General features: G+C 63.2%; 25 protein-coding genes. 17 read left to right on the top strand and 8 right to left on the bottom strand.

What is annotated here, in order from left to right; all coding sequences use genetic code 11:
- Positions 1 to 22: 22 nt before the first annotated feature.
- The 4 genes from C0V82_RS12025 to C0V82_RS12010 all read left to right on the top strand — a co-directional run bounded on the left by C0V82_RS12025 (position 23) and on the right by C0V82_RS12010 (position 3,767).
- Positions 23 to 1,048: a ferrochelatase gene (locus tag C0V82_RS12025; RefSeq protein WP_158659886.1), complete on the top strand. Its 1,026-nt coding sequence runs from the start codon at positions 23 to 25 to the stop codon at positions 1,046 to 1,048.
- Positions 1,049 to 1,111: 63 nt separating this feature from the next.
- Complete coding sequence (locus C0V82_RS12020; RefSeq protein ID WP_102112552.1) at positions 1,112 to 1,666, top strand: NifU family protein; 555 nt, start codon at positions 1,112 to 1,114, stop codon at positions 1,664 to 1,666.
- 315 nt (positions 1,667 to 1,981) lie between these two features.
- Complete coding sequence (locus C0V82_RS12015) at positions 1,982 to 3,079, top strand: glucosaminidase domain-containing protein (RefSeq protein ID WP_102112551.1); 1,098 nt, start codon at positions 1,982 to 1,984, stop codon at positions 3,077 to 3,079.
- A gap of 100 nt (positions 3,080 to 3,179) precedes the next feature.
- Positions 3,180 to 3,767 (top strand): malonic semialdehyde reductase, encoded by a 588-nt coding sequence (locus C0V82_RS12010; RefSeq protein ID WP_102112550.1) that lies wholly within the window; start codon positions 3,180 to 3,182, stop codon positions 3,765 to 3,767.
- Between the two features lie 87 nt (positions 3,768 to 3,854).
- On the opposite strand, the gene ihfB is transcribed toward C0V82_RS12010, so the two are convergent.
- Positions 3,855 to 4,139 (bottom strand): integration host factor subunit beta, encoded by a 285-nt coding sequence (gene ihfB, locus C0V82_RS12005; protein WP_054168028.1) that lies wholly within the window; start codon positions 4,137 to 4,139, stop codon positions 3,855 to 3,857.
- A gap of 357 nt (positions 4,140 to 4,496) precedes the next feature.
- Between ihfB and C0V82_RS12000 the strand changes: the two genes are divergently transcribed.
- A complete protein-coding gene (locus tag C0V82_RS12000) occupies positions 4,497 to 4,814 on the top strand; it encodes a DMT family transporter (RefSeq protein WP_102112549.1) in 318 nt (105 codons plus the stop codon).
- An 8-nt stretch (positions 4,815 to 4,822) separates the two neighbouring features.
- Here the strand turns inward: C0V82_RS12000 and C0V82_RS11995 are convergent, their stop codons facing one another.
- The gene (locus C0V82_RS11995) at positions 4,823 to 5,485 is read right to left on the bottom strand and encodes a TetR/AcrR family transcriptional regulator (protein ID WP_158659885.1); all 663 of its coding nucleotides are present in this window, start codon (positions 5,483 to 5,485) and stop codon (positions 4,823 to 4,825) included.
- A gap of 226 nt (positions 5,486 to 5,711) precedes the next feature.
- Between C0V82_RS11995 and C0V82_RS11990 the strand changes: the two genes are divergently transcribed.
- From C0V82_RS11990 to C0V82_RS11980, 3 genes are all read left to right on the top strand, one after another.
- Positions 5,712 to 6,551, top strand: coding sequence for a SirB1 family protein (locus C0V82_RS11990; protein WP_102112547.1), 840 nt, complete (start codon positions 5,712 to 5,714; stop codon positions 6,549 to 6,551).
- Between the two features lie 92 nt (positions 6,552 to 6,643).
- Positions 6,644 to 7,594 (top strand): glutathione synthase, encoded by a 951-nt coding sequence (gene gshB, locus C0V82_RS11985; RefSeq protein WP_102112546.1) that lies wholly within the window; start codon positions 6,644 to 6,646, stop codon positions 7,592 to 7,594.
- Positions 7,595 to 7,687: 93 nt separating this feature from the next.
- Complete coding sequence (locus tag C0V82_RS11980) at positions 7,688 to 9,526, top strand: DUF885 domain-containing protein (protein WP_102112545.1); 1,839 nt, start codon at positions 7,688 to 7,690, stop codon at positions 9,524 to 9,526.
- On the opposite strand, the gene C0V82_RS11975 is transcribed toward C0V82_RS11980, so the two are convergent.
- From C0V82_RS11975 to C0V82_RS11965, 3 genes are all read right to left on the bottom strand, one after another.
- Positions 9,527 to 10,501 carry a quinone oxidoreductase family protein gene (locus C0V82_RS11975; RefSeq protein WP_102112544.1) on the bottom strand — a complete coding sequence of 325 codons (975 nt, stop codon included), beginning with the start codon at positions 10,499 to 10,501 and terminating at the stop codon, positions 9,527 to 9,529.
- A gap of 63 nt (positions 10,502 to 10,564) precedes the next feature.
- Positions 10,565 to 11,257 carry a dienelactone hydrolase family protein gene (locus C0V82_RS11970; protein WP_102112543.1) on the bottom strand — a complete coding sequence of 231 codons (693 nt, stop codon included), beginning with the start codon at positions 11,255 to 11,257 and terminating at the stop codon, positions 10,565 to 10,567.
- Positions 11,258 to 11,300: 43 nt separating this feature from the next.
- Positions 11,301 to 13,355 carry a thioredoxin domain-containing protein gene (locus C0V82_RS11965; RefSeq protein ID WP_102112542.1) on the bottom strand — a complete coding sequence of 685 codons (2,055 nt, stop codon included), beginning with the start codon at positions 13,353 to 13,355 and terminating at the stop codon, positions 11,301 to 11,303.
- Between the two features lie 133 nt (positions 13,356 to 13,488).
- Between C0V82_RS11965 and C0V82_RS11960 the strand changes: the two genes are divergently transcribed.
- From C0V82_RS11960 to C0V82_RS11920, 9 genes are all read left to right on the top strand, one after another.
- Entirely contained in the window at positions 13,489 to 13,752 is a 264-nt protein-coding gene (locus C0V82_RS11960; protein WP_102112541.1) for a DUF6489 family protein, read from the top strand.
- A complete protein-coding gene (locus C0V82_RS11955; protein WP_245924080.1) occupies positions 13,749 to 14,138 on the top strand; it encodes a (2Fe-2S) ferredoxin domain-containing protein in 390 nt (129 codons plus the stop codon). Before C0V82_RS11960 ends, C0V82_RS11955 begins: the two co-directional genes overlap by 4 nt.
- A gap of 22 nt (positions 14,139 to 14,160) precedes the next feature.
- Positions 14,161 to 15,480: a tRNA uridine-5-carboxymethylaminomethyl(34) synthesis GTPase MnmE gene (gene mnmE / locus C0V82_RS11950; protein ID WP_102113398.1), complete on the top strand. Its 1,320-nt coding sequence runs from the start codon at positions 14,161 to 14,163 to the stop codon at positions 15,478 to 15,480.
- Positions 15,481 to 15,541: 61 nt separating this feature from the next.
- Entirely contained in the window at positions 15,542 to 17,410 is a 1,869-nt protein-coding gene (mnmG, locus tag C0V82_RS11945) for a tRNA uridine-5-carboxymethylaminomethyl(34) synthesis enzyme MnmG (protein WP_102112540.1), read from the top strand.
- Positions 17,411 to 17,465: 55 nt separating this feature from the next.
- Positions 17,466 to 18,071 carry a 16S rRNA (guanine(527)-N(7))-methyltransferase RsmG gene (gene rsmG / locus C0V82_RS11940; protein WP_102113397.1) on the top strand — a complete coding sequence of 202 codons (606 nt, stop codon included), beginning with the start codon at positions 17,466 to 17,468 and terminating at the stop codon, positions 18,069 to 18,071.
- A gap of 40 nt (positions 18,072 to 18,111) precedes the next feature.
- The gene (locus C0V82_RS11935; RefSeq protein ID WP_054168042.1) at positions 18,112 to 18,933 is read left to right on the top strand and encodes a ParA family protein; all 822 of its coding nucleotides are present in this window, start codon (positions 18,112 to 18,114) and stop codon (positions 18,931 to 18,933) included.
- On the top strand, positions 18,926 to 19,822 hold the full coding sequence (locus C0V82_RS11930; protein WP_102112539.1) for a ParB/RepB/Spo0J family partition protein: 897 nt from the start codon (positions 18,926 to 18,928) through the stop codon (positions 19,820 to 19,822). Before C0V82_RS11935 ends, C0V82_RS11930 begins: the two co-directional genes overlap by 8 nt.
- Positions 19,823 to 19,895: 73 nt before the next feature.
- Entirely contained in the window at positions 19,896 to 20,318 is a 423-nt protein-coding gene (locus C0V82_RS11925; protein ID WP_102112538.1) for a DUF6841 family protein, read from the top strand.
- Positions 20,318 to 20,701, top strand: coding sequence for an ACT domain-containing protein (locus C0V82_RS11920; protein ID WP_102112537.1), 384 nt, complete (start codon positions 20,318 to 20,320; stop codon positions 20,699 to 20,701). The genes C0V82_RS11925 and C0V82_RS11920 overlap by 1 nt, the downstream gene beginning before the upstream one ends.
- A gap of 52 nt (positions 20,702 to 20,753) precedes the next feature.
- On the opposite strand, the gene C0V82_RS11915 is transcribed toward C0V82_RS11920, so the two are convergent.
- From C0V82_RS11915 to lptE, 3 genes are read right to left on the bottom strand one after another with little or no spacing between them, the layout of a single operon-like run.
- Positions 20,754 to 21,434, bottom strand: a complete 681-nt coding sequence (locus tag C0V82_RS11915; protein ID WP_102112536.1) for a DJ-1/PfpI family protein — start codon at positions 21,432 to 21,434, stop codon at positions 20,754 to 20,756.
- Between the two features lie 29 nt (positions 21,435 to 21,463).
- Positions 21,464 to 22,495, bottom strand: coding sequence for a DNA polymerase III subunit delta (gene holA, locus C0V82_RS11910; RefSeq protein WP_102112535.1), 1,032 nt, complete (start codon positions 22,493 to 22,495; stop codon positions 21,464 to 21,466).
- 12 nt (positions 22,496 to 22,507) lie between these two features.
- Complete coding sequence (gene lptE / locus C0V82_RS11905) at positions 22,508 to 23,029, bottom strand: LPS assembly lipoprotein LptE (RefSeq protein WP_102112534.1); 522 nt, start codon at positions 23,027 to 23,029, stop codon at positions 22,508 to 22,510.
- Between the last annotated feature and the right edge of the window lie 69 nt (positions 23,030 to 23,098).

Raw genomic sequence — 23,098 nt, 5'->3', positions numbered from 1 at the left:
TCCCACAATTTGTGTGCCGGTGGTGACAGCTTCCTTTAGGGACCGTATCGCTGTCGTCCTGATGCAGCCGGGCCAGCCGGCGGCAGATGGGTTGATTTTACCTTACCTGCAGGCCTTGCTGGCCGCGCAGCGACATGACCCGCCTTCCCTGCCCCTGCGGCCGTTGCTGGGCCTGCGCGCCCGGCGTCTGGCCCGGCATTTCCGTCTGGATGACCTGACCAGCCCGGCGGAAGATCCGATGGGTACGGAACTGGAGAATGCCCTGTGGGGTGACGGGGTCGTACGGGTCTTTACCGCCGGTCTGTTCGCGCCGCCATCACCCATTGCCATCGCCCATGATGTTGCCACCTTCCGGCCTGACCGTCTGGTCCTGTTGCCGCCATCACCGCTGTTTTCCGGTGGTCTGAATGGCATCGCGCTGCAGACCTGGGACCGTGCAGCCAAGGCGGCGGGCCTGGATGTCGTGGCCAGCGCTCTATGCTGCCATCCCACTGACCCTGCCCTTTTGCGAACCCTGGTTATCCGTGCGCGGGAGGTGATGGCACCGGGTGGGACTGGGTCGCTGCTACTGGTCATGCCGGGGCTGCCCTGGTCCGGGGGTGATCCGCTGGGCTGGCAGATGAACCGGCTGGCGGCGGAGCTGTCACGGTTGCTGGACCTGCCTGCAGGCCGGGTTGATGTGGCGCGGCTAGATGTGCCGGGCTTTGATGATGCTGGTCTGCCGACAGTGGAACAGGCCATCCGACGGACACGCAGCGTGGCCTTGTCCATCCTGCCCCTGTCGCCCTGGCCGCTGGTGCGCGCTGGCTGGTGCGATTATCTGGATGAATGGCGGGATCTGGCGTCGGTATCGGGTATCCTGTCGCTCACCCTGGCCCGCCCGGCCCTGGCCGAAGGTGCTGAACTGGCGCCGCTGGTGCGTCAGGCCCTCGCGGGCCGTGAAGGTATCTGTTCCGGTTTTGGACGGCGGCTTTGCCCGGATACCCATGGTCAATGCCCTCACAAGCGCATGGCGGTGGCTGCCATGCATGGGAAGACCATGGCTTGATTATGCCGGGCTTTGGCCCCAAGTTCGGGGAAAGCCTCTGAGGCATGATCAGGATCATCACCGATGTTCATTCAGACCGAAGACACCCCGAACCCGGCCACGCTGAAGTTTCTGCCTGGCCGCGATGTTCTGGGCACCGGTACCGCCGATTTCACCGACGCGGCCGATGCTGCGGCCCGGTCGCCCCTGGCTGATCGGCTTTTTCAGGTCGATGGCGTGACACGGGTTTTCCTGGCCGGTGATTTTGTCACTGTAACCAAGGATGACAGCCGCGACTGGTACGTGATGAAGCCCGGCATCCTGGGCGCCATCATGGAACATTTCGCCACCGGTAAGCCCGTCTTGACCCAGGTCAAGGCGGACGACAACCAGGTGAACGAGGATGACGATGAGATCGTCGCCCAGATCAAGGAGCTGCTGGACGCCAAGGTGCGTCCGGCGGTGGCCCAGGATGGGGGCGACATCACGTTCCATGGTTTTGAGAACGGGGTCGTCTATCTGGCGATGAAGGGAGCCTGCGCCGGCTGCCCCAGCAGTACAGCCACGCTGAAGTCAGGCATCGAGAATATGCTTCGGTATTACATTCCCGAGGTTGTCGAGGTGCAGCAAATCCGATAAGGTTCTTTTCTCAACCGTGGAATTGCGCCTCAATTCGGTCGCAATGGGTTGGGATATGATGCGTGTACAGATGGCGTGCCGGGGGGTTGGGGCCCCTTCGCGGGGGAATTAGACCCCACCGGCATGATGCCCTGGCGGCGGTGCAACCCAGGAAGGGGCCACCGCAGGGATTGCCTCTGACACTGTTCGGCCGGCCTTATTCAGGGCCAAAGGCCAAAGTGCGGAGTTTGCTCCGGCAAAATGACGGACGCGCGCCATGATGATGTGGCGGCGATACCCGTCCTTTCGGCTTGGACTGTAAGGGATTGAAAAAACATGCTGACAGACGCGAACGAGGGCTTTGACAGCCCCCGCGCTACGGCTGCCCGCATATGGGGCATGTCCGCCCTGTTTCTGCTGCTCACCGTTATTCTGCCTTCCACCGTGTTCATCAGTGCATCCAGCCGGTCTATGGATCGGACGGCGCGGGAATTCCTGCTGCCCGTATTGCGCCCGGATCCGGGCTTCACGGTGGAAATGGCATCCGCTACGACGCGTCATGACCCGTCCTTCAAACTGGACGCCAAGGCTACGCTCGACCTGTTCCATTCCCGCGAATACCGGATTGAGGCGGTCCGCAGCGGAGAGACGGCTGTGCCGCGTCTGGTTCTAACTGACCTTCCGACGGGCATGACCTCGTTGGAGAGCAGCGACGACCGCAAGGCGCTGTTCGTGAAGACGCTGCTGCCGCTGATCCTGATGGCCAATGAGCGGATCGAACAGGATCGCGACCGGCTGCGCCGGCTGCATGCCGTAAAGCAAGGTGGTCAGGTTTTGGCACCGCAGGATCGCCGTTGGCTGGCTGAAGTTGCTGTACGCTATGGGCTGAATGCCGATGGCGATATCAACACCAAGGCCCTGTTGCAGCGCGTGGACGTGGTGCCCGTCTCCCTGGCGTTGGCCCAGGCGGCGGAGGAGAGTGGCTGGGGTACCTCGCGCTTTGCCCAGAAGGGTAATGCGCTTTATGGCCAGCTGACCTTCAAGGCGGAGGATGAGGGGATTGTACCCCGTAACCGCCGGCAGGGCGAAACCCACCGCTTCAAATCCTTCGATGATCCGAAGGGAAGCGTCGAAAGCTATATCCATAACCTTAACACCCACCGCGCCTATGCCCAGTTCCGTCAGATGCGCGCCAGCCTGCGTACGCAGGACAAGCCCATTGACGGCTTGATGCTGGTCAATGCACTGGGTGCCTATTCGGAGCGGGGGGAAGATTATGTCCGTACCATCCGCTCGCTGATCCGGGTCAATTCGCTGGCCGATTTTGACCGGGCGGTGTTGAGCGCCGATCAGATGGAAGAGGTGCTAGGCCCCCGCACGCGTGCCGAAATGGCCCGCGACCATGGGGTCGTTCCGGCCAGCCTTCGCCGGTAATCGCCTTTCGTCCCGTCCTATAGCGTCTTGTGGCTTGCCACTCATCCCGTGATGGCCGATATCACGGACATGAGTGGCCCACTGACCAAGGATGGGACGAATGAGTCATCCGCTTTCCGATGCCGCGCTGGACCAGCTTTTCCGCACAGCCCGCACCTATAACAGCTTCATCGACAAGCCGGTGAGCAGTGACACGCTGCGCCAGATCTATGATCTGCTGCGCTGGGGCCCAACCAGCGCAAATTGCTGCCCACTGCGCATTGTTTTCCTGACGACGGCAGAAGCGAAGGAACGTCTGCGCCCGGCTCTGTCTGCCGGCAATCTGGCCAAGACCATGTCGGCACCGGTGACGGCCATTCTGGCCTATGACACGCAGTTCGCCGAGCACCTGCCGCGTCTGTTCCCGCATGTTGATGCACGCCCCTGGTTCGCCAATCCCGAACTGGCGTTTGAGACAGCGTTCCGGAACAGCAGCCTGCAGGGCGCCTATTTCATGCTGGCGGCCCGTGCCGTGGGCCTGGATTGTGGTCCGATGTCCGGTTTCGACCAGGGCAAGGTCAACGCTGAGTTCTTCGCCGACGGCCGCTTCAAGGTGAATTTCATCTGCAATCTGGGCTATGGCGACACCAGCACCCTGTTTGATCGCAGCCCGCGGTTCGATTTCGACGATGTGTGCCAGGTTCTGTGATCTCGGTGGCCTACCCGGTGCATAAATGAAAAACCCCGTCAGCCATTCCGGCGGACGGGGTTTTTTATGCCCGAATATGGGGCGCGATCATTCATCGGTGTTAAGACGTTCACGCAGCTGCTTACCGGTCTTGAAGAAGGGGATCACCTTCTCGTCGACGTCGACGCTTTCGCCTGTGCGCGGGTTGCGGCCCGTGCGGGCATCGCGGCGCTTTACGGAAAAAGCACCGAAGCCGCGCAGTTCAACCCGGTCGCCGCGGGCAAGTGCCTCTGTGATCTCATCAAAGATCGTGGTGACGATCTTCTCCACGTCGCGCTGATAGAGATGCGGATTACGTTCGGCCAGTCGCTGGATCAGTTCCGACTTGGTCATGCCTGTCAATCCCCCCTGGGACGTGGAACCTTCTGGGACCCGACCTTCCGCCACCGACAGGCAGCCAAGCCGAAGGTCAGGGCCTGTGGCCACCTTAGTTTACCAAGGGAAGATTGCCCCAGCCGGGCCGCTCGCGCAAGGGTAAGTCTTTCTGCGAAAACAGTTTTCTTGGAGATTCCCTACGACTTTGGGCAGAAGTGGCATAGAAGCCATGCCCCAAAGCCGGGTTGCAGGGCGCGATCGCCTGCCTAATCTCTGTGGAGATATCGGTATCATCAAGATACTGGCCGCCGGGGACGACCCTGGCAGGATTTTCGATGATGGTAGGGACGACCCTTCCGCGATGGAGAATGCTCCATGGCTTGGGTTTATCTATTGTTAGCCGGCTTGTTCGAAATCGGCTTTGCCGTCGGTTTGAAGGCCAGTAACGGTTTCTCCCGTCCCCTTCCCACCCTTGTGACCCTGATCTGTCTGGGTATCAGCCTGTGGCTGCTGTCGCTGGCCATGCGCGGCCTGCCCCTGGGTACTGCCTATGCCGTCTGGACTGGGATCGGCAGTGCTGGTGCCGTTCTGGCTGGCATGATTATGGCCCGCGAAGGGTTCGACCTTGGCCGCATCTTCTGTGTGCTGCTGATTCTCGCCGGTGTGGCGGGGTTGAAAATCCTGGAAAAATAGTCCGGATTTCAGCCTGTCAGACCCCAATACTGGCGCATCAGCACCTTGAACTCCGTCAGCAGCCGGACCTTCACGTCATTATCCTCGGCGCTGGGCGCAAAACGGCTGCTGGCGAGTGCCTGCAGGAACTGCCAGGCCAGGTGCCGCCCCATCTCGAACTTCACCGGATCGGCCACCAAGAAGGAACCGTAGAGGTCCTTTGCCGTCTGTTCCCAGCGTGCGGCAAAAGCGGCCTTCGCCGGGCCCATGATGGAGGCCAGTTCCGCATCGGTGCGTGCGGCGGCCTCCAACTCCTTCCAGGCGGTCCAGAGCGGGCTGTGCGCGGCGTGCCACAGCGCGTCGATGCCCTGATCCAGCCCTTCCCGCCCCTCATGCGCGACATTGGCCGTGGCGGCCAGATATTCCGCCGTGAAATGCTGAATGATATGATCGACGGTGGCGCGCAGCACTTCCGGGGTCGTGGGGAAGTAATATTGCACCGCGCCCCGCGTCACCCGCGCCTGCTTGGCGATCTCTGACGTGGTGGTGCGGTGGTACCCGATATCCAGAAAGCAACGGATGGCCGCCTCAATGATCCGCTGATGCGTGGCAATGCTTTTAGGCGTTTGCCTTACGCGGGACCCTGCGGCTTCGCTGTCCAAACTCTTGGCGACCGTTGTCGTCATCGACATCGTCTCTGTTCCAGAAACCATGGTTATTGGTTAACGCCCCTTAACCTTATATCGGGACGAGCGTTTATCTACGGCGAATGCCCTTACCTACGCAACATGGCAATGCGCCGGTCTGACCCGAGTGGCACGAAGAACAAATCGGACAGGCGTTCCTTCCCGCTCGACACCCCGCCCCTGGCTGCGCTATGGGAAGCGCGGTTGACCCCAGCAAGCGAGCCTCCCGCCCGTGACGCCGCGCCAACAGGCCCTGGACTATCTGCGCCGCCTCGGTGAGGCGGAAGACAGTGATATTGACGTGGCGGAAGCGGCCCTGGCGCTGGCTGTTCTGGACCACCACACCGATCTTACCCCCTATCGTGCCCATCTGGCTGGCTTGGGCGCCGATCTAGGCGCCTTGATGCAGGATGTGCCCGATGGCTTGCCCGACCGTGTCGCGGCCCTTGGCCGGCTGCTGGCGCAGCATGGCTATGCCGGCGACAGTGAAACCTATGAAGACTTGCAGAACGCCAATCTGATTCGCGTCATTGACCGGCGCCGTGGTCTGCCGGTCTCACTTGGCATCCTGCTGATGTCGGCGGCGCGGGCCCAGGGCTGGGACATGCTGGGCCTGAACTTTCCAGGCCATTTCCTGTTGCGTCTGGACCATGCCGGCGGGCGGCAGATCATTGACCCGTTCGATGGTGCCTCCCCGCGCGGCCCGCGCGAGCTGCGGGATATGCTGAAGCAGACGGCGGGTCTGGAATCCGAACTGACGCCTGACCATTATGCCCCGGTGTCGAACCGCGAGGTTCTGCTTCGCCTGCAGAACAATCTAAAGCTCCGCCACCTGTCGACGGATCAGCCCGATAAGGCCCTGGCAGTGATCGAGGATATGCTGCTGTTCGCGCCCCAGCATATTGGCCTTTGGCGTGAATCCGGCCTGTTGAATGCCCATCTGGGCAAGCTGACAGCGGGTATCCAGGCCTTTGAGAATTTCCTGCGCATCGGTGAAGCACGTGGTGCCTCTCCCCAGCTGCTGGACCATACGCGCAGCCTGCTGAAGCAGTTGCGGGGCCGTTTGAATTAAACTCCTGCCCTGTGATGCCGCGCATGGCGTCGGCGCGGCGCTTATGCTTTCCTGCCACCATCTTCCTTTCCGCTGGCCGGAGACAACCCGACATGACCCTGAAGGTCGCCATTCAGATGGACCCGGTTGAGTCCATCAATATCGATACTGACAGTTCCTTCATGATGGCGCTGGAGGCGCAGCGACGTGGCCATGCCTTGTGGCACTACCATCCGCGCGATCTGGCCCTGCGTGGGAACAAGCTGTTTGCCAAGGTCCGGCCCATGCAGGTGCGCCGCGAACGCGGCAATCATCACAGCATGGGTGCTGCGGAGGTGATCGACCTGTCGATTATGGATCTGGTGCTGATGCGCCAGGACCCGCCCTTCGACATGGCCTACATCACCGCCACCCACCTGCTGGAACATATCCATCCCAAGACACTGGTGGTGAATGATCCGGCTGCGGTCCGCAACGCACCCGAGAAGCTTTTTGTCACCCACTTCCCTGACCTGATGCCGCCCACCGTCATCACGTCTTCGCGCGATGAAGTGCTGGCCGCGCGTGCGGAATGGAAGGACATTATCGTTAAGCCCTTGTTCGGCAATGGTGGTTCCGGTGTGTTTCACGTGAAACCGGATGATGAGAATCTGGGTGCGCTGCTGGAAACCTTTACCCAGCTCTATCGGGAGCCGATCATCGTGCAGAAGTATCTGCCGGAGATCCGCAAGGGCGATAAGCGTATCATCCTGATCGATGGCAAGCCCGCCGGCGCCGTATCGCGCATCCCGCAGGATGGTGAAGCGCGCGCCAATTTCCATGCCGGCGGTAGTGCGGGCAAGACTGTGCTGACCAAGCGTGAGCAGGAAATTTGCGAAGCCATTGGTCCCACTCTGCGTCAGCAGGGCCTGCTGTTCGTCGGCATCGATGTCATCGGTGACTATCTGACGGAGATCAATGTCACCAGTCCCACCGGCATTCAGGAGATCAACCGCCTGGATGGCTCCGCCCTGGAAGCCACCCTCTGGGACGCGATGGAAGCGCGCTTCGCCGCCACACGGTGAGGCGCTTAGGGGCGCGGGCAATGGCCTGCGCCCCCTTGCCCTCCCCCACCGCTTGCGCCACTCTTCCTTGGCCGAAGAACAAGGGGGTGGGTAATGGGTGGAAGCGGCAATCAACCGGTCATCGGTCGCCGTGGCTTTTTCTGTTCCTGCTGCGGTCTGGCCGCCTGGAGCATTGCGGGGGCTATGTTGAGCGGGCCGGCACGGGCCACCGGAACCGACCCGGCCTTGGACGCATTCTTTGCCGAATGCTTTGCCCGTCAGGCCGCGAAATCCCCGGAACTGCGCACCTCCCTGGGGCTTCCGGGTGATCAGGGGTCCTGGGACGACCTCTCTGATGCTGCGCTGGCCGCCGATGACGCGGCCCTGCGGGCCGATCTTGCCACCCTGCGTCGCGATTTCCCCGACGCCAAATTGTCCGCCGACGGTCGGCTGAACAAGGCGCTGTGGGAGTATCAGGCAGAGGCGAAGCTGGCGGCTGCGCGCTGGCGTGGGAATGACTATCCCGCCGACCATTTCAATGGCCGCCACAGTGAGATCATCGACACCCTGACCACCTATCACCCGATCCGGGACAAGGTGGGTGCGCAGTCCTGGTTGGCGCGCGTGACCCGCATCGACCAGCCCGTGGACCAGTTGGTCCGGGCGCTGCGGGAACGTGCGGACAAGGGCGTCATCGCCCCGCGCTTTTCCATGGAGAAGGCACTGGCCGCCACCCGCGCGGTCCTGACGGGCCGGCCCTTTGTCTCCGGTGCGACGGAGGAGACGGCATTGCTGGCCGGGTTCCGGCGCAAGGTGGAGGCGCTGGACCTGTCCGCCGCTGACAAGGCGGGGCTGGTGTCAGAAGCTAATAGCCTGCTCGCCACGCGCTTCGCGCCCGCCTGGACCCGTCTGGCCAGCGCCATGGAGGCTGTACTGAGCAAGGCCGACGACCGCGATGGAGTGTGGAAGCTGCCTGATGGCGATGCCTATTACCAGCATTGCCTGTCCCGCCATACCACCCTGCCCCTGAAGGCTGCTGATGTTCATGCGCTGGGCCTGGCGGAGGTGAAGCGCATCCATGCGGAGATGGAGACGATCAAGGATAAGGTCGGCTTCAAGGGCGATCTTCAGGCCTTCAACCAGTTCCTGCGCACCGACCGCCAGTTCTATTTCGCAGACGATGATGCAGGCCGCGAGGCCTATATCAAGGGGGCCAACCTGATCCTGGATCGGGTCAAGGGGGTGCTGGACGGGCAGTTCAACCTGAAACCCAAGGCCCCGCTGGTGGTGCAGCGGTTTGAACGTTACCGCGAGGCCAGCTCCACCATCGCACGCTATAGCCAGCCAGCCACCGATGGGTCCCGACCCGGCATCTATTATGTCAACCTCTCCAATATGAAGGAGATGCCGATCTGGCAGATGGAGGTTCTGGCCTTCCATGAAGGCATTCCCGGCCATCATATGCAGATCGCTCTGGCGCAGGAGGCGACGGGCCTGCCGGACTTTCGCCGGCATGATTTCCATACTGCCTATGTGGAGGGTTGGGGCCTTTATTCGGAACGGCTGCCCAAGGAACTGGGCTTCTATGCCGATCCCTATTCCGACTTTGGACGCCTGACCTTTTCCCTATGGCGGGCGCTGCGTCTGGTCATGGATACGGGGATCCATGCCAAGCGTTGGACGCGGGCGCAGGCCATCGACTATTTCGTGGCCAATTCCGCCTTCACGCGGGAGGTGGCGGAACGCGAGGTCGACCGCTACATCGTCTATCCCGGTCAGGCCTGCGCCTATTATGTCGGCATGCAGAAGATACTGGAACTGCGGGAACGGGCGAAGAAGCGGCTGGGCAGCCGCTTCGACATCAAACGCTTCCACGACACCGTCCTGGGCAATGGGTCGGTGCCACTGACGGTGCTGGAACAGGTGGTGGAAGGCTGGATCAAAAGCGTGTGATCAGGGGATCAGTACCGTCGCACCCGTGGTCGCCCGTGCCTCCAGCGCGCGGTGGGCATCGGCGGCGGCGTGAAGGGCGAAGCGCTGATTGACCTGTACCTTCACCTTTCCGGTCTTCACGACGGCAAACAGGTCATCGGCCATGGATAGGAGTTCGGCGCGCGTGCCGGCATAGTGCTGCACTGATGGGCGGGTCAGGAACAGGCCGCCCTTGCGGTTCAACAGGCCGATATCAAAGGGCGGGACTGCACCAGAGGCATTGCCATAGCTCACCATCAATCCGCGCCGCCGCAGACAATCCAGAGAGCGGTCGAACGTATCCTTGCCGACGCCGTCATAGACGACATCCACGCCCTGGCCGCCCGTGATCTCCCGCACGCGGGCCACCATATCCTCCTCCCGGTAGAGGATGACATGGTGGCAGCCGTTGGCCGTGGCCAGTGCCGCCTTCTCCGCCGATCCCACCGTGCCGATGACGATGGCACCCAGGGCATTCGCCCATTGGCAGGCCAGTGATCCGACCCCGCCAGCGGCCGCATGGATCAGGATGGTATCACCCTGTTTCACGTGGAACGTCTGGCGCAGCAGATACTGCGCCGTCAGCCCCTGCAGCAGCATGGCGGCCGCCATGTCATCCCCAATCCATTCGGGCAGTTTGATCAGCTTGTCCGCCGGGATCAGCCTGGTTTCGGCATAGGCGCCCAGGGGGGATTGGCCGTAACCAACCCGATCGCCGGGGGCCAGGTCAATGACCCCCTCGCCCACCGCCTCCACAATACCTGCCCCTTCCATGCCCGGCGTGAAGGGCAAGGGCGTCGGGTAAAGGCCGGTGCGGTAATAGACATCAATGAAGTTCAGGCCGATGGCCGTGTGCCGGATCAGGGCCTGTCCCGGCCCCGGTTTACCGACCGTAGCCCTCTGCCAGCGCAGAACCACCGGCCCGCCGGTCTGTTCGACGATGATGGCGTGCGTCATGCTTTGACCTTGAAACAGGGTAGGTCGCCGGGATGCGGTGTGGGCATCCCGGCGCGGGATGTATCAGCCCAGATGCTTCGCCAGGAACTCGGCGGAGCGGCCATGGGCTAGCTGCGCGTCGCCATCATGATAATGCTTGCCGCCGATGCGCGTGAAGGCATGGTCGCGCTCCGGATAGACATGCACCTCGACCAGGAAATTGCCGGCCACGGCCTCCTTGATGGCGTTCTGCGCGTCGGGCGGCACGAAACCGTCCTGTCCGGCAATGTGCAGCAGCAGCGGCTTGGTGATGGCTGACACTTCCCCGATATCCTTGTCGATGCCAACCCCGTAATAGGAGACGGAAGCATCAATATCGGTGCGCGTTGCCATCAGATAGGCCAGCTTGCCACCCAGGCAGAAGCCGACGCAGCCGACCTTGCCCGTGACACCAGGATACTGACGGATGAAGGACAGGGTGGTGGCCAGATCCTCCACCCCCTTCACCTCATTAAAGCCCTGATACAGTTGAAACGCTTTCTGCCATTCGGCTTCGGTCTGATCGGTGATCTGCACGCCCGGCTCCTGACGCCAGAACAGGTCGGGCGCAATGGCGAAATAGCCGGCGGCGGCATACTTGTCGGCAATGGCGCGCAGGTTGGCATTCACGCCAAAAATTTCCTGGATGATGATCATGGCCGGGCCCTTGCCGCTGGCCGGGGCGGCCAGATAAGCGCCAAAGCTGCCGTCGGGCGACTGGATTGAAACGTCGGGCATGGGGATATCCTTCCTTGTAATCGACAGATGAAATGAAGCGGGATTATCCGCCCAGCAGGGCGGCAAGGTCTGTGGCCGCCGTCACGGGGGCCGAACAATGCTGTTCCTGACAAAGATAAGCGGTCGCATGGCCTTTAACCATGCTTTTGCCTGCGGCGGGATGATGCGGGCGCGGCATCGGATCATTCGGCGCGCGACGGAGCAGGACCAAATTTGGATGCCATTTCTCCAGCGCCACGCGGCGCATGGCAGCGGTTCCGGTATCGTCCGTGTCACCGATAATTACCAGCATCTGGCCATGCAGACGCAGATCCACGCCATTCAAAAGCCCGGCAAGCGGGAAGAAGTTCCGCCCCACTTCGCCGGCAAACGCGGTTATGAGCGCATCGGCCCGCTGCCTCCAGGCATCTTCCCCCGTCAACAGCCATAGACGGCTGAACAGCCCGACCAAGGTGCCATTGCCGGCGGGAACAGCATTGTCATGGGCATGGCGCGGGCGGCGGATCAGGTCATCGGCATCATCTGCCGTGATGAAATAGCCGCCATCGCCATCATCATGGAAATAGCGTTCCACCTTCTCCAGCCAGTTGATGGCGTGGTTCAGATAGGCACCCTGCCCCGTCACTTCATAAAGGGTCACGGCGGCCCGGGCCATGTTGACATGGTCCTCCAAGGTGCCGCGATGACGTGCCTGCCCGTCGCGGAACGAATGCAGCAGACGGCCATCGGTAGTGGACATCCCGTTCACAACAAAGCTGAAGGCGCGCGTGGCGGCGGAAAGCCAGTCCGCCTTGTCCAGCACTGCCCCGGCCCGTGCCAGGGCCGCAATCATCAGGCCGTTCCAATCGGCCAGAACCTTGTCGTCCCAACCGGGCCGCACACGGGCTTTACGGGCCGATAGAAGGACTGAGCGGCAGCGGGCCAGAACCGCCTCGGTCTCCGTATCGGCCAGACCGTTTTCATGCATGCGGTTCAGGATCGTGTGGCCTTCCCAGTTACCCTCCGCCGCCAGGCCATAGATACGGCAGAACAGGTCGGCATCATCGGCAGGCAACAGACGACGGATTTCCCCTTCGGTCCAGACATAGAACTTGCCCTCTTCCCCCTCGCTGTCAGCATCCAGCGAGGCGGCGAAACCCCCACCCTCTGCCACCATCTCGGCCAAGACCCAATCGGCGGTTTCGGTGATGCGGGCGTGCAGCAGCGGGTCGCGCGTTTCCAGCCAGACGGTTAGCATCAGGTCGATAAGCTGGGCATTGTCGTAAAGCATCTTTTCGAAATGCGGGACCAGCCATTCCGCATCCACGGAGTAACGGGCAAAGCCGCCGCCCAGATGGTCATAGATGCCGCCCTGGGCCATGCACGCCACTGTCCGGATCGTCGCGGTGGCGAATTGCTGCCGGCCTGTATGGCGGAAGGCGCGCCAGAGCAGCTCGAAAATGCCCGGCTGCGGGAATTTCGGTGCATCGCCGATACCGCCCCAGACGGGGTCTACCTCTCGCACCAGCCGGTCGGCCACCTGAATCAGTGTGTCGGGCGTAATCGCGTCGCCGGGCCGTCCGGCGGCCAGATTGTCCATGGCATTGGTCAGGGCCTGGACATTGCGCTCCACCTTCGCCGGTTCTTCCGCAAAGGTCTGTGCAACGATCTGCAACACCTCGGGAAAGCCGGGCCGGCCCCAGCGACGTTCCGGTGGGAAATAGGTGCCGCCCCAGAATGGGTGCCCATCAGGGGTCAGGAACATGGTCAGCGGCCAGCCGCCCTGCTGCCCCAGCAGGCTCAAGGCCTGCTGATAGATATGGTCCAGGTCGGGCCGTTCTTCCCGATCCACCTTGATATTGACGAACAGCTTGTTCATCAGGTCGGCAATGGCCGGATTCTCAAAGCTTTCATGGGCCATGACATGGCACCAGTGACAGGCGGCATAGCCGACCGACAGCAAGATGGGCTTACCTTCTGTCTTCGCCTTGTTCAGCGCGTCCGGACCCCAGCCCATCCAGTCCACGGGATTGTCCATGTGCTGGCGCAGATAGGGGCTGGTTTCCCGGTGCAGCAGATTGCCATCACCGCGATGGGCGCTGTTTGGGGACGTGGCCATGTCTCATCCTTTGCCGGGTCCGCCCTTCATGACGCCAATCCATGACGGGCCTGTGAAGAACAGATAGTTTATCCTTGTGTCAAACCCAGGGTACGGGAAAAATCGCGGCGGATAACAGGTGGGAGGTAGCGCCATGAAGGTGACCATCAATATCGATTGCACACCGGAAGAGGCGCGCACCTTCCTGGGCCTGCCGGATGTCCAACCCATGCAGGCGGCACTGATGCAGCAGTTGCAGGATCAAATGTCGGCCAACCTGAAGGCCATGGACCCGGAAACCATGATGAATACCTGGCTGCCCCTGGGCATGCAGGGCATCGAGCAGTTTCAGAAGCTGATGTGGTCGCAGATGTCCAATGCCATGGGCGGTACATCGACGAAGGATGCTAAGAAGTGAGTGATGACGTGAAGGCCGATCCAGCGCCCTATTACCGCGCCCATGTCTTTGTCTGCACCAATGAGCGGGAGGCTGGTCACCCCCGTGGCTGCTGCCGCGAGAAAGGCGGGGATGAGCTGCGCGATTATATGAAAAAGAAGGCCACCGGTTTGGGTCTGGGCAAGGCTGTGCGTATCAACAATGCCGGCTGCCTGGATCGCTGCGAGCTGGGACCCGTCCTGGTCGTTTATCCCGAGGGTGTATGGTACGCCGTGACCAGCAAGGCCGATGTGGATGAAGTGCTGCAAACCCATCTGGTGGAGGGTAAGCGCGTTGAGCGGCTGATGCTTCAGCCCACCGATAAGCTGCCCGCCGATGTCGTCGTCCGCCGGGCAGCGGCGGAATGATGTTTCACGTGAAACACGCCTGATGCGCGCCGATACGATCTTCGCCCTGGCCTCTGCCCCCGGTCGCGCGGGGGTGCAGGTGATCCGCATTTCCGGCCCTGATGCCGGCGCCGTGCTGTCCCGCCTGATGGGTCGGTCCCTGCCCCCGCCGCGTCACGCTGCCCTGGCAGGCTTGCGTGACCCGGTCACGGGCGAGCTGTTCGACAAGGCCCTGGTCCTGTCCTTCCCGGCCCCCGGCAGTTTCACGGGGGAGGATGTGGTGGAACTGCATCTGCATGGCGGTCGCGCCGTCCTGTCTGCGGCGACGCAGGCCCTGACGGGTCTGGGCCTGCGTGTGGCCGAACCAGGGGAGTTCAGCCGCCGCGCCTTCGAACATGGCAAGCTGGACCTGACGGAGGCCGAAGCCATTGCCGATCTGGTCGATGCCGAAACTGCGGCGCAGCGGCGACAGGCGCTACGTCAGATGGAAGGCGCACTGGGTCAGCTTTACGATGGCTGGCGCCACCGCCTGACCCGGGCGCTGGCCCATCTGGAGGCCGATATCGACTTTCCGGACGAGGATTTGCCGGGCGGCCTGTCTGATGCCGTGCGCCCGGTGGTGGTGGGGTTAGCGGCTGAACTGTCAGCGCATCTGGCCGACCAGGGGCGCGGCGAGCGGCTGCGCGATGGCATTTCCATCACCATTCTGGGGGCACCGAATGCTGGCAAGTCCAGCCTGCTGAACGCCATTGCGCGGCGTGATGTCGCCATCGTGTCGAATCAGGCGGGCACGACGCGGGATGTGATCGAGGTGCAGTTGGATTTGGGCGGTTATCCCGTCCTGCTGGCCGATACGGCGGGTCTGCGCGATGCCGCCGATCAGGTGGAAACCGAGGGCATCCGCCGTGCGCTGGACCGCGCCGCCAATGCCGATCTGAAGCTGCTGGTTTTCGATGGCGGTGAATTGCCAGACCCGGCCACCCTGGCGCTGGCCGATGATGATGCCATCCTCGTTATGAACAAGGCCGACCTAGCGGGTGTTGTGGCGCCCCTGGTGGGCCGCCCGATCCTGCCGATCTCAGCCCGTACGGGTGATGGCGTGCCCGCCTTGCTGTCGGCCCTGGAACAGGCGATTGCTGCCCGCTACGCCCCCTCCGGGGCGCCGGCCCTGACGCGCGCCCGCCACCGTTCGGCGCTGGAGGAATGTCGTGAGAACCTGCATCGGGCGCTGCAGGCCCCGCTGCCGGAACTGGCGGCGGAGGATGTGCGTCTGGCCGTCCGCGCCCTTGGTCGCATCACAGGCCGGGTAGATGTGGAGGATCTGCTGGATGTGATCTTCCGCGATTTCTGCATCGGGAAGTGACGGGGCCCCATGCGCCCCTGTCCTTTGACTCAAAGGCTTGGCGCGCTTATCTTCCCGCCCCATGCAGCACTATGATGTTATCGTGGTTGGCGGCGGCCATGCGGGATGCGAGGCGGCGGCCGCGGCGGCGCGTGCGGGGGCCCGTACAGCGCTGGTGACCCACAAGACGGAAACCATTGGTGAGATGTCATGCAACCCGGCTATCGGTGGCCTGGGCAAGGGGCATCTCGTGCGTGAGATTGATGCGCTGGATGGCGTCATGGGCCGGGTGACGGACCAGGGCGGCATCCAGTTCCGCATCCTGAACCGATCCAAGGGCCCGGCCGTGCGCGGCCCACGTGCCCAGGCCGACCGCAAGCTGTATCGCCAGGCGATGCAGAAGGCCCTGGCCGAACAGCCCAACCTGGACATCATTGCCGCCGCCGCCGAGGACCTGATCATCGATGCCTCTGGCGCCTGCGCCGGTATCGTGACGGGTGACGGACGTGAAATCCGGTCCGGTGCCGTGGTTCTGACAACGGGCACCTTCCTGCGCGGTCTGATCCATATCGGCGAGGAGAAGATCCCCGCGGGTCGTGTGGGAGAGGAGCCCGCCATCGGCTTGTCCCTGACGCTGGAACGGCTGGGCTTCAACCTGGGCCGGTTGAAGACGGGCACGCCGCCGCGTCTGGATGGTAAGACCATCGATTGGGCGGGGCTGGAAATGCAGCCGGGCGATAATCCGCCCCCGCCCTTCTCCACCCTGACTGACCGCATCACAACGCCGCAGATTGACTGCGCCATCACCTACACCACGCCGGAGGTCCATCGGGTCATCCGCGACAATATCCACCGCGCACCCATGTATTCGGGCCAGATTGAGGGGGTGGGCCCCCGCTACTGCCCCAGCGTGGAGGATAAGGTCGTTCGCTTCGCAGATAAGGAGCGGCACCAGATTTTCCTGGAGCCGGAGGGTCTGGATGATGACACGGTCTATCCCAATGGCATCTCCACCTCACTGCCGCGCGATGTGCAACTCGACATTCTGAAGAACATCCCCGGCCTGGAACAGGTGCGTATGATCCGGCCCGGCTATGCCATTGAGTATGATTATGTCGATCCGCGCGAACTGACCCGCACCCTGGAAACCCGCCGCCTGCCCCGCCTCTTCCTGGCCGGACAGATCAATGGCACCACGGGCTATGAGGAAGCGGCAGCACAGGGCCTGATTGCCGGCGTCAATGCCGCTTTGGCCGTGACCGGTTCGGCCCCCTTCGTGCTGGACCGGGCGGAGGCATATATTGGCGTGTTGATCGATGATCTGATCACGCGCGGTACGTCCGAACCCTACCGCATGTTTACCAGCCGCGCCGAATACCGCCTGCTGCTGCGCGCCGACAATGCCGACCAGCGCCTGACCGACCGTGGCTTGGCCATCGGTCTGGTGGGTAGCCGACGCCAGGCGCATTGGGCGGAAAAGAAGCAGGCCCTGGCGCATGCACGGGAGCTCGTTACGGGCCTGTCGGCCACGCCCAACGAGCTGGAGAAGCACGGGCTGCACATCAACAAGGATGGGGTGCGCCGTAACGCGCTTGACCTGCTGCGCTATCCCGAGATTGACTTCCCGCGCCTGTGTCAAGTATGGCCGGAGCTGTCGTCCCTGTCGCCCGACATTGCGGAGCAGGTGGAGATTGATGGCAAGTATGCGGGCTACCTGGACCGCCAGGAGGCGGATATCCGTGCCTTCCGTAAGGATGAGGCGTTGGAGCTGCCGACAGACCTGGACCCGGACAGCATCGCCTCCCTGTCAGCAGAGATCCGCCAGAAGCTGAAGGCGACGCGGCCCGCGACCCTAGGTGCAGCTGCGCGTATTCCGGGTATGACGCCGGCTGCCCTCACCTCCTTGTTGCGTCATGTCAAGAAGCGTGGGGGCGATCGTGGCGCCGCGTAAACCATCCAAGCCTCTCAAGCTCCCACCCATGCCCCGCCCGCCGGGTCCGCCGCCGATGAGCCCGCAACAGTTCCAGTCCCGCTTCGGTGTTTCACGTGAAACATTGACGAAGCTGGAGGTTTATGCGGCCCATCTGCAGAAATGGAATCCGGCTATCAATCTGGTCTCCAAGAGCACGCTGGACGATCTCTGGTCACGGCATCTGGCCGACAGCGCGCAGGTTTTCAGCCTGATTCCGGATGGGACGAAGGTGCTGGTCGACCTTGGTTCCGGCGCCGGCTTCCCCGGTCTTGTCCTGGCAATCTTGGGCGTGCCGGAGGTGCATCTGGTCGAATCGGACGTGCGCAAGGCCGCTTTCCTGCGCGAAGTGGCGCGGGTGACGGGGGCGCCGGCGACGGTGCATCCCGTTCGGATTGAGGTGGCGGACACGCCCCCCGCCGATGTGGTCTCTGCCCGCGCGCTTGCGGAACTGGCGCTATTGCTGCCTTGGGCGCATGGAATGCTGAAACCGGGTGGCACCTGCCTATTTCCGAAGGGCAGGACGGCCGAGGATGAATTGACCGCGGTAAAGGATTCCTGGAATATGCGGGTCGAGCGGTTCCCCAGCCAGACCGATCCGGCCGGCACCATTCTGCGTATCAGTGACCTTGCACCGCGCTAAGCGGTCTCGCCACAAGCCGAACGACAGAGGTTGAACGACAGTGCCGAGCGCCGCCCAGACCACCCTCCCCGCCCATCGTGCCCGCATCATCGCCCTTGCCAACCAGAAGGGCGGCGTGGGCAAGACCACGACCACCATCAACTTGGCGACGGCGTTGGCTGCCTGTGGCAAGCGTGTGCTGATCATTGATAATGATCCGCAGGGCAATGCCTCCACCGGTCTGGGCATTCCGCAGAGCAACCGTGAATTCGGCATTTATGACCTGCTGTTCGCTGACCTGACGGTGGAAGAGGTGGCTGTGGCCACCTCCGTGCCCGGCCTGTGGGTGGTGACGGCCAATGTCGATCTGTCTGGCGCCGAGGTGGAGCTGGTCAATGTCGAGCGCCGTGAATTCCGGCTGAAAGACAGCCTTGAGAAGTCGTCGGGCGGGTTCGACTATATCCTGATCGACTGCCCGCCAGCCCTGGGCTTGCTGACCTTGAACGCGCTGGCGGCGGCGGATGCCGTGCTGGTGCCTCTGCAGTGCGAATTCTATGCCCTGGAAGGGCTGTCGCACCTGATCCGTACCATTGAACGCGTGAAGCGCGCCTTCAACCCCACGCTGGATATCAATGGCGTGGTCCTGACGATGTTTGACCGTCGTAACAACCTGTCCGACATGGTGGCCGCCGATGTGCGTGGCTTCTTCGGGGAAAAGGTCTATGAGACGGTGATCCCCCGCAATGTGCGGGTGTCCGAGGCGCCCAGCCATGGCAAGCCGGTGCTGCTCTATGACCATAAGTCGGCGGGCGCACAGGCCTATATCCATCTGGCAGGCGAGATGTTGAAGCGCGAGCGGAAGCGGCAGTTGGCCTATGGATGAACCTAGAAAGAACAATTCGCGCACCGGCCTGGGCCGTGGGCTGTCCGCCCTGTTCGGGGAGGTGGCGGCGACGGAGGAGGAGCAGCAGGTGGACCGTGTCCGTCTGACCCGGCTTCTGCCCATTGATCAGGTTCATCCCGGCAAGTTCCAGCCGCGCCGCCGCTTTGACGAGGAGGCCTTGACCGCACTCGTCGAAAGTGTGCGCGAACGCGGCATCCTGCAGCCGTTGCTGGTGCGCAAGGACCCGGCGGCCACGCCCGGCAATGCCAGCTATGAGATCATCGCCGGTGAACGGCGCTGGCGTGCAGCGCAGCTCGCGGGCCTGCATGAGGTGCCGGTCCTGGTCCGCACCCTGACGGACCGTGAAGCGCTGGAAATCGCGCTGATCGAGAATATCCAGCGCTCCGACCTGACGCCTTTGGAAGAGGCGGAAGGCTATAAGCGCCTGATGGATGAGTTTGATCACACGCAGGAGGATCTGGCGCGGTCGGTTGGCAAAAGCCGTTCGCATGTCGCCAATATGCTGCGCCTGCTGGCCCTGCCGGATGATGTGAAGGCGCTGGTCCAGGATGGCACCTTGTCCATGGGCCATGCCCGTGCCCTTCTGACGGCGCCCGACCCGATGGCGGCGGCGCAGGAGGTCATCAAGCGCGAGCTGAATGTCCGTCAGACCGAAGCGCTGGTGAAGCAAATGTCGGCGGAACCGCTGGTCCTGACCAAGGCGGTGAAGGACAAGGCACCCGACACCGTGGCGTTGGAACGGGAAGTGTCCCTGGCGCTGGGCCTCAAGGTCACGCTGAGCGGCACCGGCAAGAAGGGCAGCCTGCAGATACATTATCGCACACTGGACCAGCTGGACAGTGTGCTGAACCGTATTCTGAAGCGGTGAAATCGGGGGCCGGGACGCGGGACACGTTCCGGCCCTTTTCATTTCAACGATAACAAGCAATCCAGAGGGAAGAATGACCGACAGCAGCCAGATCGGCGCCGAAGCCGCCGCCTATTTCAACGGCTACAGTGCGGCCTTTGCGGCCTATGACACAGACCGTGTGGCGGCCCTGTTCGATCAGCCGCTGACGGTCCTGACGGCGGCGAAGCCGATTGTGCATGGCGATCTGGAGGCCGTGCGCGCCTATGTCGATGGCATGCTGGATACCTATCGTCATATTGGCCTCGCCTGGCCGGTGCCGGCAGCCGTCTGGGCCTGGCCCTGCGGGGAGAATCTGGCGCGGGCAGAGGTGCTGTGGCTGCTGCGCTCTGCCGACCGGGCGGAAATCATGCGCTTCTCCACCTCCTATGTCCTGCGCCGCGATAGGGATGCGGGCTGGCGCGTATCGGTGGTGATCTCCTATGAGGAACCTGTGAAGCTGCCGGCGGGCGCCTGATGCCCTCCCTGCCGCTGACCCTGCTGCCTGACCATCTGGCCGTCTGCCGTTTGGCCCCTGACGCGCCCCTTCCCGCCTGGGCTGCGGGTCCCGGCTTTGTCAGCATCACGCGCACCGATGAGGAACTGTCCATTGTGGTCTGCCAAGGCCGCGTTCCGGGCGATGTGGCAGCCGTGGGACCGTGGCGGGCGTTGAAGGTGCAAGGACCCCTGGATTTCGCCCTGACCGGCATCCTGGCCGCCCTGACAGCCCCGCTGGCCGATGCCGGCATCAGCCTGTTCGCCATCGCCACCTACGACACGGATTACATCCTGGTGCGGGCAGAGACGCTGGAGGCGGCGATCACGGCCCTGACGGCGGCGGGGCATCGGGTGGCGGCGTAAACGCGACTGCGCCACAAATTCTTGTTCGCCCTCACGAATTTTTGTCGGATGGTCAGCCTTTCCCCAACCGCGCCGCTGCCGCCCTCGCGGCTGCCCAGCGTTTCTCCTGCAGCCCTGACGCCCGCGCCCGCATTGCCTCCACGATTGCCGGATCGGCGCTGTTTGGGTGGCCGCTGCTGAAGGGTGGGGCGGGGTCGTATTCCATGGAGAGCTGGATGCGTTCGGCGCGCTCCTGATTGAACAGCAATGCCGCCAGGTGCAGGGCGAAATCGATGCCCGACGTGACGCCGCCGCCGGTGACGCGGTTGCGATCTACCACCACGCGGTCGTCGCAGGGCGTACAGCCGAACAGGGCAAGCTGCTCCAGCGACATCCAGTGACAGGTGGCGCGGTAGCCCTTCAAAAGGCCGGCGGCGGCAAGCACCAGGGAGCCTGTACAGACCGAGGTTACATACCCCGCCCCTGCCGCCTGCGCGCGCAGGAAATCCAGCACCTCGGTATCGTCCATCAGGTCGAGCTGCCCTGGTCCGCCCGGCACGAACAGGATATCGGCCTGGGGTGCGTTGGTCAGTGTGTGCGTGGGCAGCAGGCGCAGGCCGCCGCTGTCGGTCACGGGATCGAGGCTCTTGGCGGCCAGAATGATCGTCACATCCGGAAGGCGGGCAAACACCTCAAACGGGCCGGTCAGGTCCAGTTGGGTCAGGCGGGGATAGAGCAGCATGATGATGTTCATGGGGGGCTCTCCATCGCCGTTTCAGGGGATCAGTTGGGCCGCCGTGCCAGCTGTGCCAGTTGGAAGAAGGCGCGCGAGCAGATGGTTTCGTCCGGCATATGGGTGCGTTTGCACTCCGCCTCTGCCTCCTGCAGCCTGTCCAGCGCCTGATGCAGCTTGGGCAGGGTCCAGTTGCGGATCTGGGCGGTCAGGATGGGTTCCAGCTTGAAGAAAACGGGTGGGCGCAGGGCCTTTACGGCGGCCTGGGGCGTTTGCCCCTTGGCGACATGGGCCACGGCCATGTGCAGGCGCTGGAAATAGCGCTGGGCGGCCCGCAGGATCGCCACGGTGGCGGTGCCATCCGCATAGAGACGGCGCAAGGACCGGTCTACCTCCGCCATATCGCCGCCCGCCGCCGCCTGGGCCGGTTCATCCAGGTCGAGGGCTGCGCTGTCGCCGATCACGGCGCGGGCATCCTCCAGGGTCACCCGCTTCTGCCCCAGCATATAGAGCGCCAGCTTGTCGATCTCGCCCCGCGCCATGGAGCGGTCGCCGACCAGATTGCCGGCCAGCCAGTCGCGGGCGTCCGGATCGATCTGCAGGCCGTGATCGGCCATCATGCGACCGATGGTGCCGGCCAGTTCTTCCTCGCCCTCGACATAACAGGCGATGGCGCCGGCAATGTCGCCCGCATCCTCCACCGCCTTGCGCAGCTTGGACCGGGCGTCCAGTTCCCCCGCCTCGATCACCAGCAGCGTGTCGCCGCCGGGAAAGGCCTTCAGCAGAGCAGAGACGGTCACTGCCAGCTTGTCATCGGCGTCGCGCACCCGCACCACGCGCCGCCCGCCAGTGAGCGCCATGGCTGACAGTTCATCGCTCAGGCGGGCCGGGTCGGCGGTCACCTGATCGGCCTTCATCTCCGTCACGCGGAACGGGTCGGACAGGTCGGGACAGGCCGATTGTGCGGCGGTTTTGGCCCGTTCGCGCACAAGGCCGGCATCGGGACCGTAGAGCAGGACCAGCCGCGTGGCCGGCGGCGGGCGCTTGGCGAAGGCGTCGGCGTTTTTCGGCTGAACCTTCAACGCCCCCTCCCCTTACTGCTTGTCGCGCGCGAAATAGAGCGACAGGCGCGTGCGGATATCGTCCGCCAGCTCGGTCAGGCCACGATCATAGGCGTCCTGGCGCGTGGCCAGCACGGCAAACTGGCTGTCCAGCAGGTTAAAGCTGACGATGGAGCGGGAGAAGGTACGATAGACCACCTGGCCCGTGCTGATCTCAATCAGCTCGTAACTGGCCTGCAGGCGCAGCCGCGCACGGGTGGCGGTCGCATCCTTCTGAATGCCCAGCTCCTCCTCCGTCGCGGACAGGGCGACGGCCAGGCGGTAACGGGCATTGGCGGGCCGGCCATCGGTATAGAACCGGTCGATCAGGTTATTACGCAGGACCTGGCCATTGCGGTCAACGATCGGGTCGATCTGCACATTGGCAAGCGCAGCACCCACGGCGCTGTCATGGGACGCTGTGCCATAGACCGGCTTGAAACCGCAGGCCCCTAGGACCGCCGGCATCAGGGCCAGCAGCAGGACGGTGGCAAGACGGGGTAAATGCTGGGCCATGGCACGCCTCGTTGAGGCTTGGTTCAAGAAAATTGCGGCTCTTTAGCCAAGAACCTGCGGAAAACAGGC

This window comes from Niveispirillum cyanobacteriorum (assembly GCF_002868735.1).
GTDB lineage: Bacteria > Pseudomonadota > Alphaproteobacteria > Azospirillales > Azospirillaceae > Niveispirillum > Niveispirillum cyanobacteriorum.
This window is presented reverse-complemented; position numbering and strand designations above follow the sequence as displayed.

Bases quoted from the DNA above. Each gene is read 5' to 3' on its own strand.
- C0V82_RS11995 (WP_158659885.1), bottom strand. From the start codon at position 5,485: ATGTCGATGACGACAACGGTCGCCAAGAGTTTGGACAGCGAAGCCGCA.
- C0V82_RS11965 (WP_102112542.1), bottom strand. From the start codon at position 13,355: ATGGCCACGTCCCCAAACAGCGCCCATCGCGGTGATGGCAATCTGCTG.
- C0V82_RS11975 (WP_102112544.1), bottom strand. From the start codon at position 10,501: ATGACGCACGCCATCATCGTCGAACAGACCGGCGGGCCGGTGGTTCTG.
- C0V82_RS11970 (WP_102112543.1), bottom strand. From the start codon at position 11,257: ATGCCCGACGTTTCAATCCAGTCGCCCGACGGCAGCTTTGGCGCTTAT.
- C0V82_RS12010 (WP_102112550.1), top strand. From the start codon at position 3,180: ATGAGTCATCCGCTTTCCGATGCCGCGCTGGACCAGCTTTTCCGCACA.
- C0V82_RS11925 (WP_102112538.1), top strand. From the start codon at position 19,896: ATGACCGACAGCAGCCAGATCGGCGCCGAAGCCGCCGCCTATTTCAAC.
- C0V82_RS11960 (WP_102112541.1), top strand. From the start codon at position 13,489: ATGAAGGTGACCATCAATATCGATTGCACACCGGAAGAGGCGCGCACC.
- C0V82_RS12000 (WP_102112549.1), top strand. From the start codon at position 4,497: ATGGCTTGGGTTTATCTATTGTTAGCCGGCTTGTTCGAAATCGGCTTT.
- C0V82_RS12020 (WP_102112552.1), top strand. From the start codon at position 1,112: ATGTTCATTCAGACCGAAGACACCCCGAACCCGGCCACGCTGAAGTTT.
- lptE (WP_102112534.1), bottom strand. From the start codon at position 23,029: ATGGCCCAGCATTTACCCCGTCTTGCCACCGTCCTGCTGCTGGCCCTG.
- C0V82_RS12015 (WP_102112551.1), top strand. From the start codon at position 1,982: ATGCTGACAGACGCGAACGAGGGCTTTGACAGCCCCCGCGCTACGGCT.
- C0V82_RS11980 (WP_102112545.1), top strand. From the start codon at position 7,688: ATGGGTGGAAGCGGCAATCAACCGGTCATCGGTCGCCGTGGCTTTTTC.
- mnmG (WP_102112540.1), top strand. From the start codon at position 15,542: ATGCAGCACTATGATGTTATCGTGGTTGGCGGCGGCCATGCGGGATGC.
- C0V82_RS11920 (WP_102112537.1), top strand. From the start codon at position 20,318: ATGCCCTCCCTGCCGCTGACCCTGCTGCCTGACCATCTGGCCGTCTGC.
- ihfB (WP_054168028.1), bottom strand. From the start codon at position 4,139: ATGACCAAGTCGGAACTGATCCAGCGACTGGCCGAACGTAATCCGCAT.
- rsmG (WP_102113397.1), top strand. From the start codon at position 17,466: ATGAGCCCGCAACAGTTCCAGTCCCGCTTCGGTGTTTCACGTGAAACA.
- C0V82_RS11930 (WP_102112539.1), top strand. From the start codon at position 18,926: ATGGATGAACCTAGAAAGAACAATTCGCGCACCGGCCTGGGCCGTGGG.
- C0V82_RS11915 (WP_102112536.1), bottom strand. From the start codon at position 21,434: ATGAACATCATCATGCTGCTCTATCCCCGCCTGACCCAACTGGACCTG.
- gshB (WP_102112546.1), top strand. From the start codon at position 6,644: ATGACCCTGAAGGTCGCCATTCAGATGGACCCGGTTGAGTCCATCAAT.
- mnmE (WP_102113398.1), top strand. From the start codon at position 14,161: ATGCGCGCCGATACGATCTTCGCCCTGGCCTCTGCCCCCGGTCGCGCG.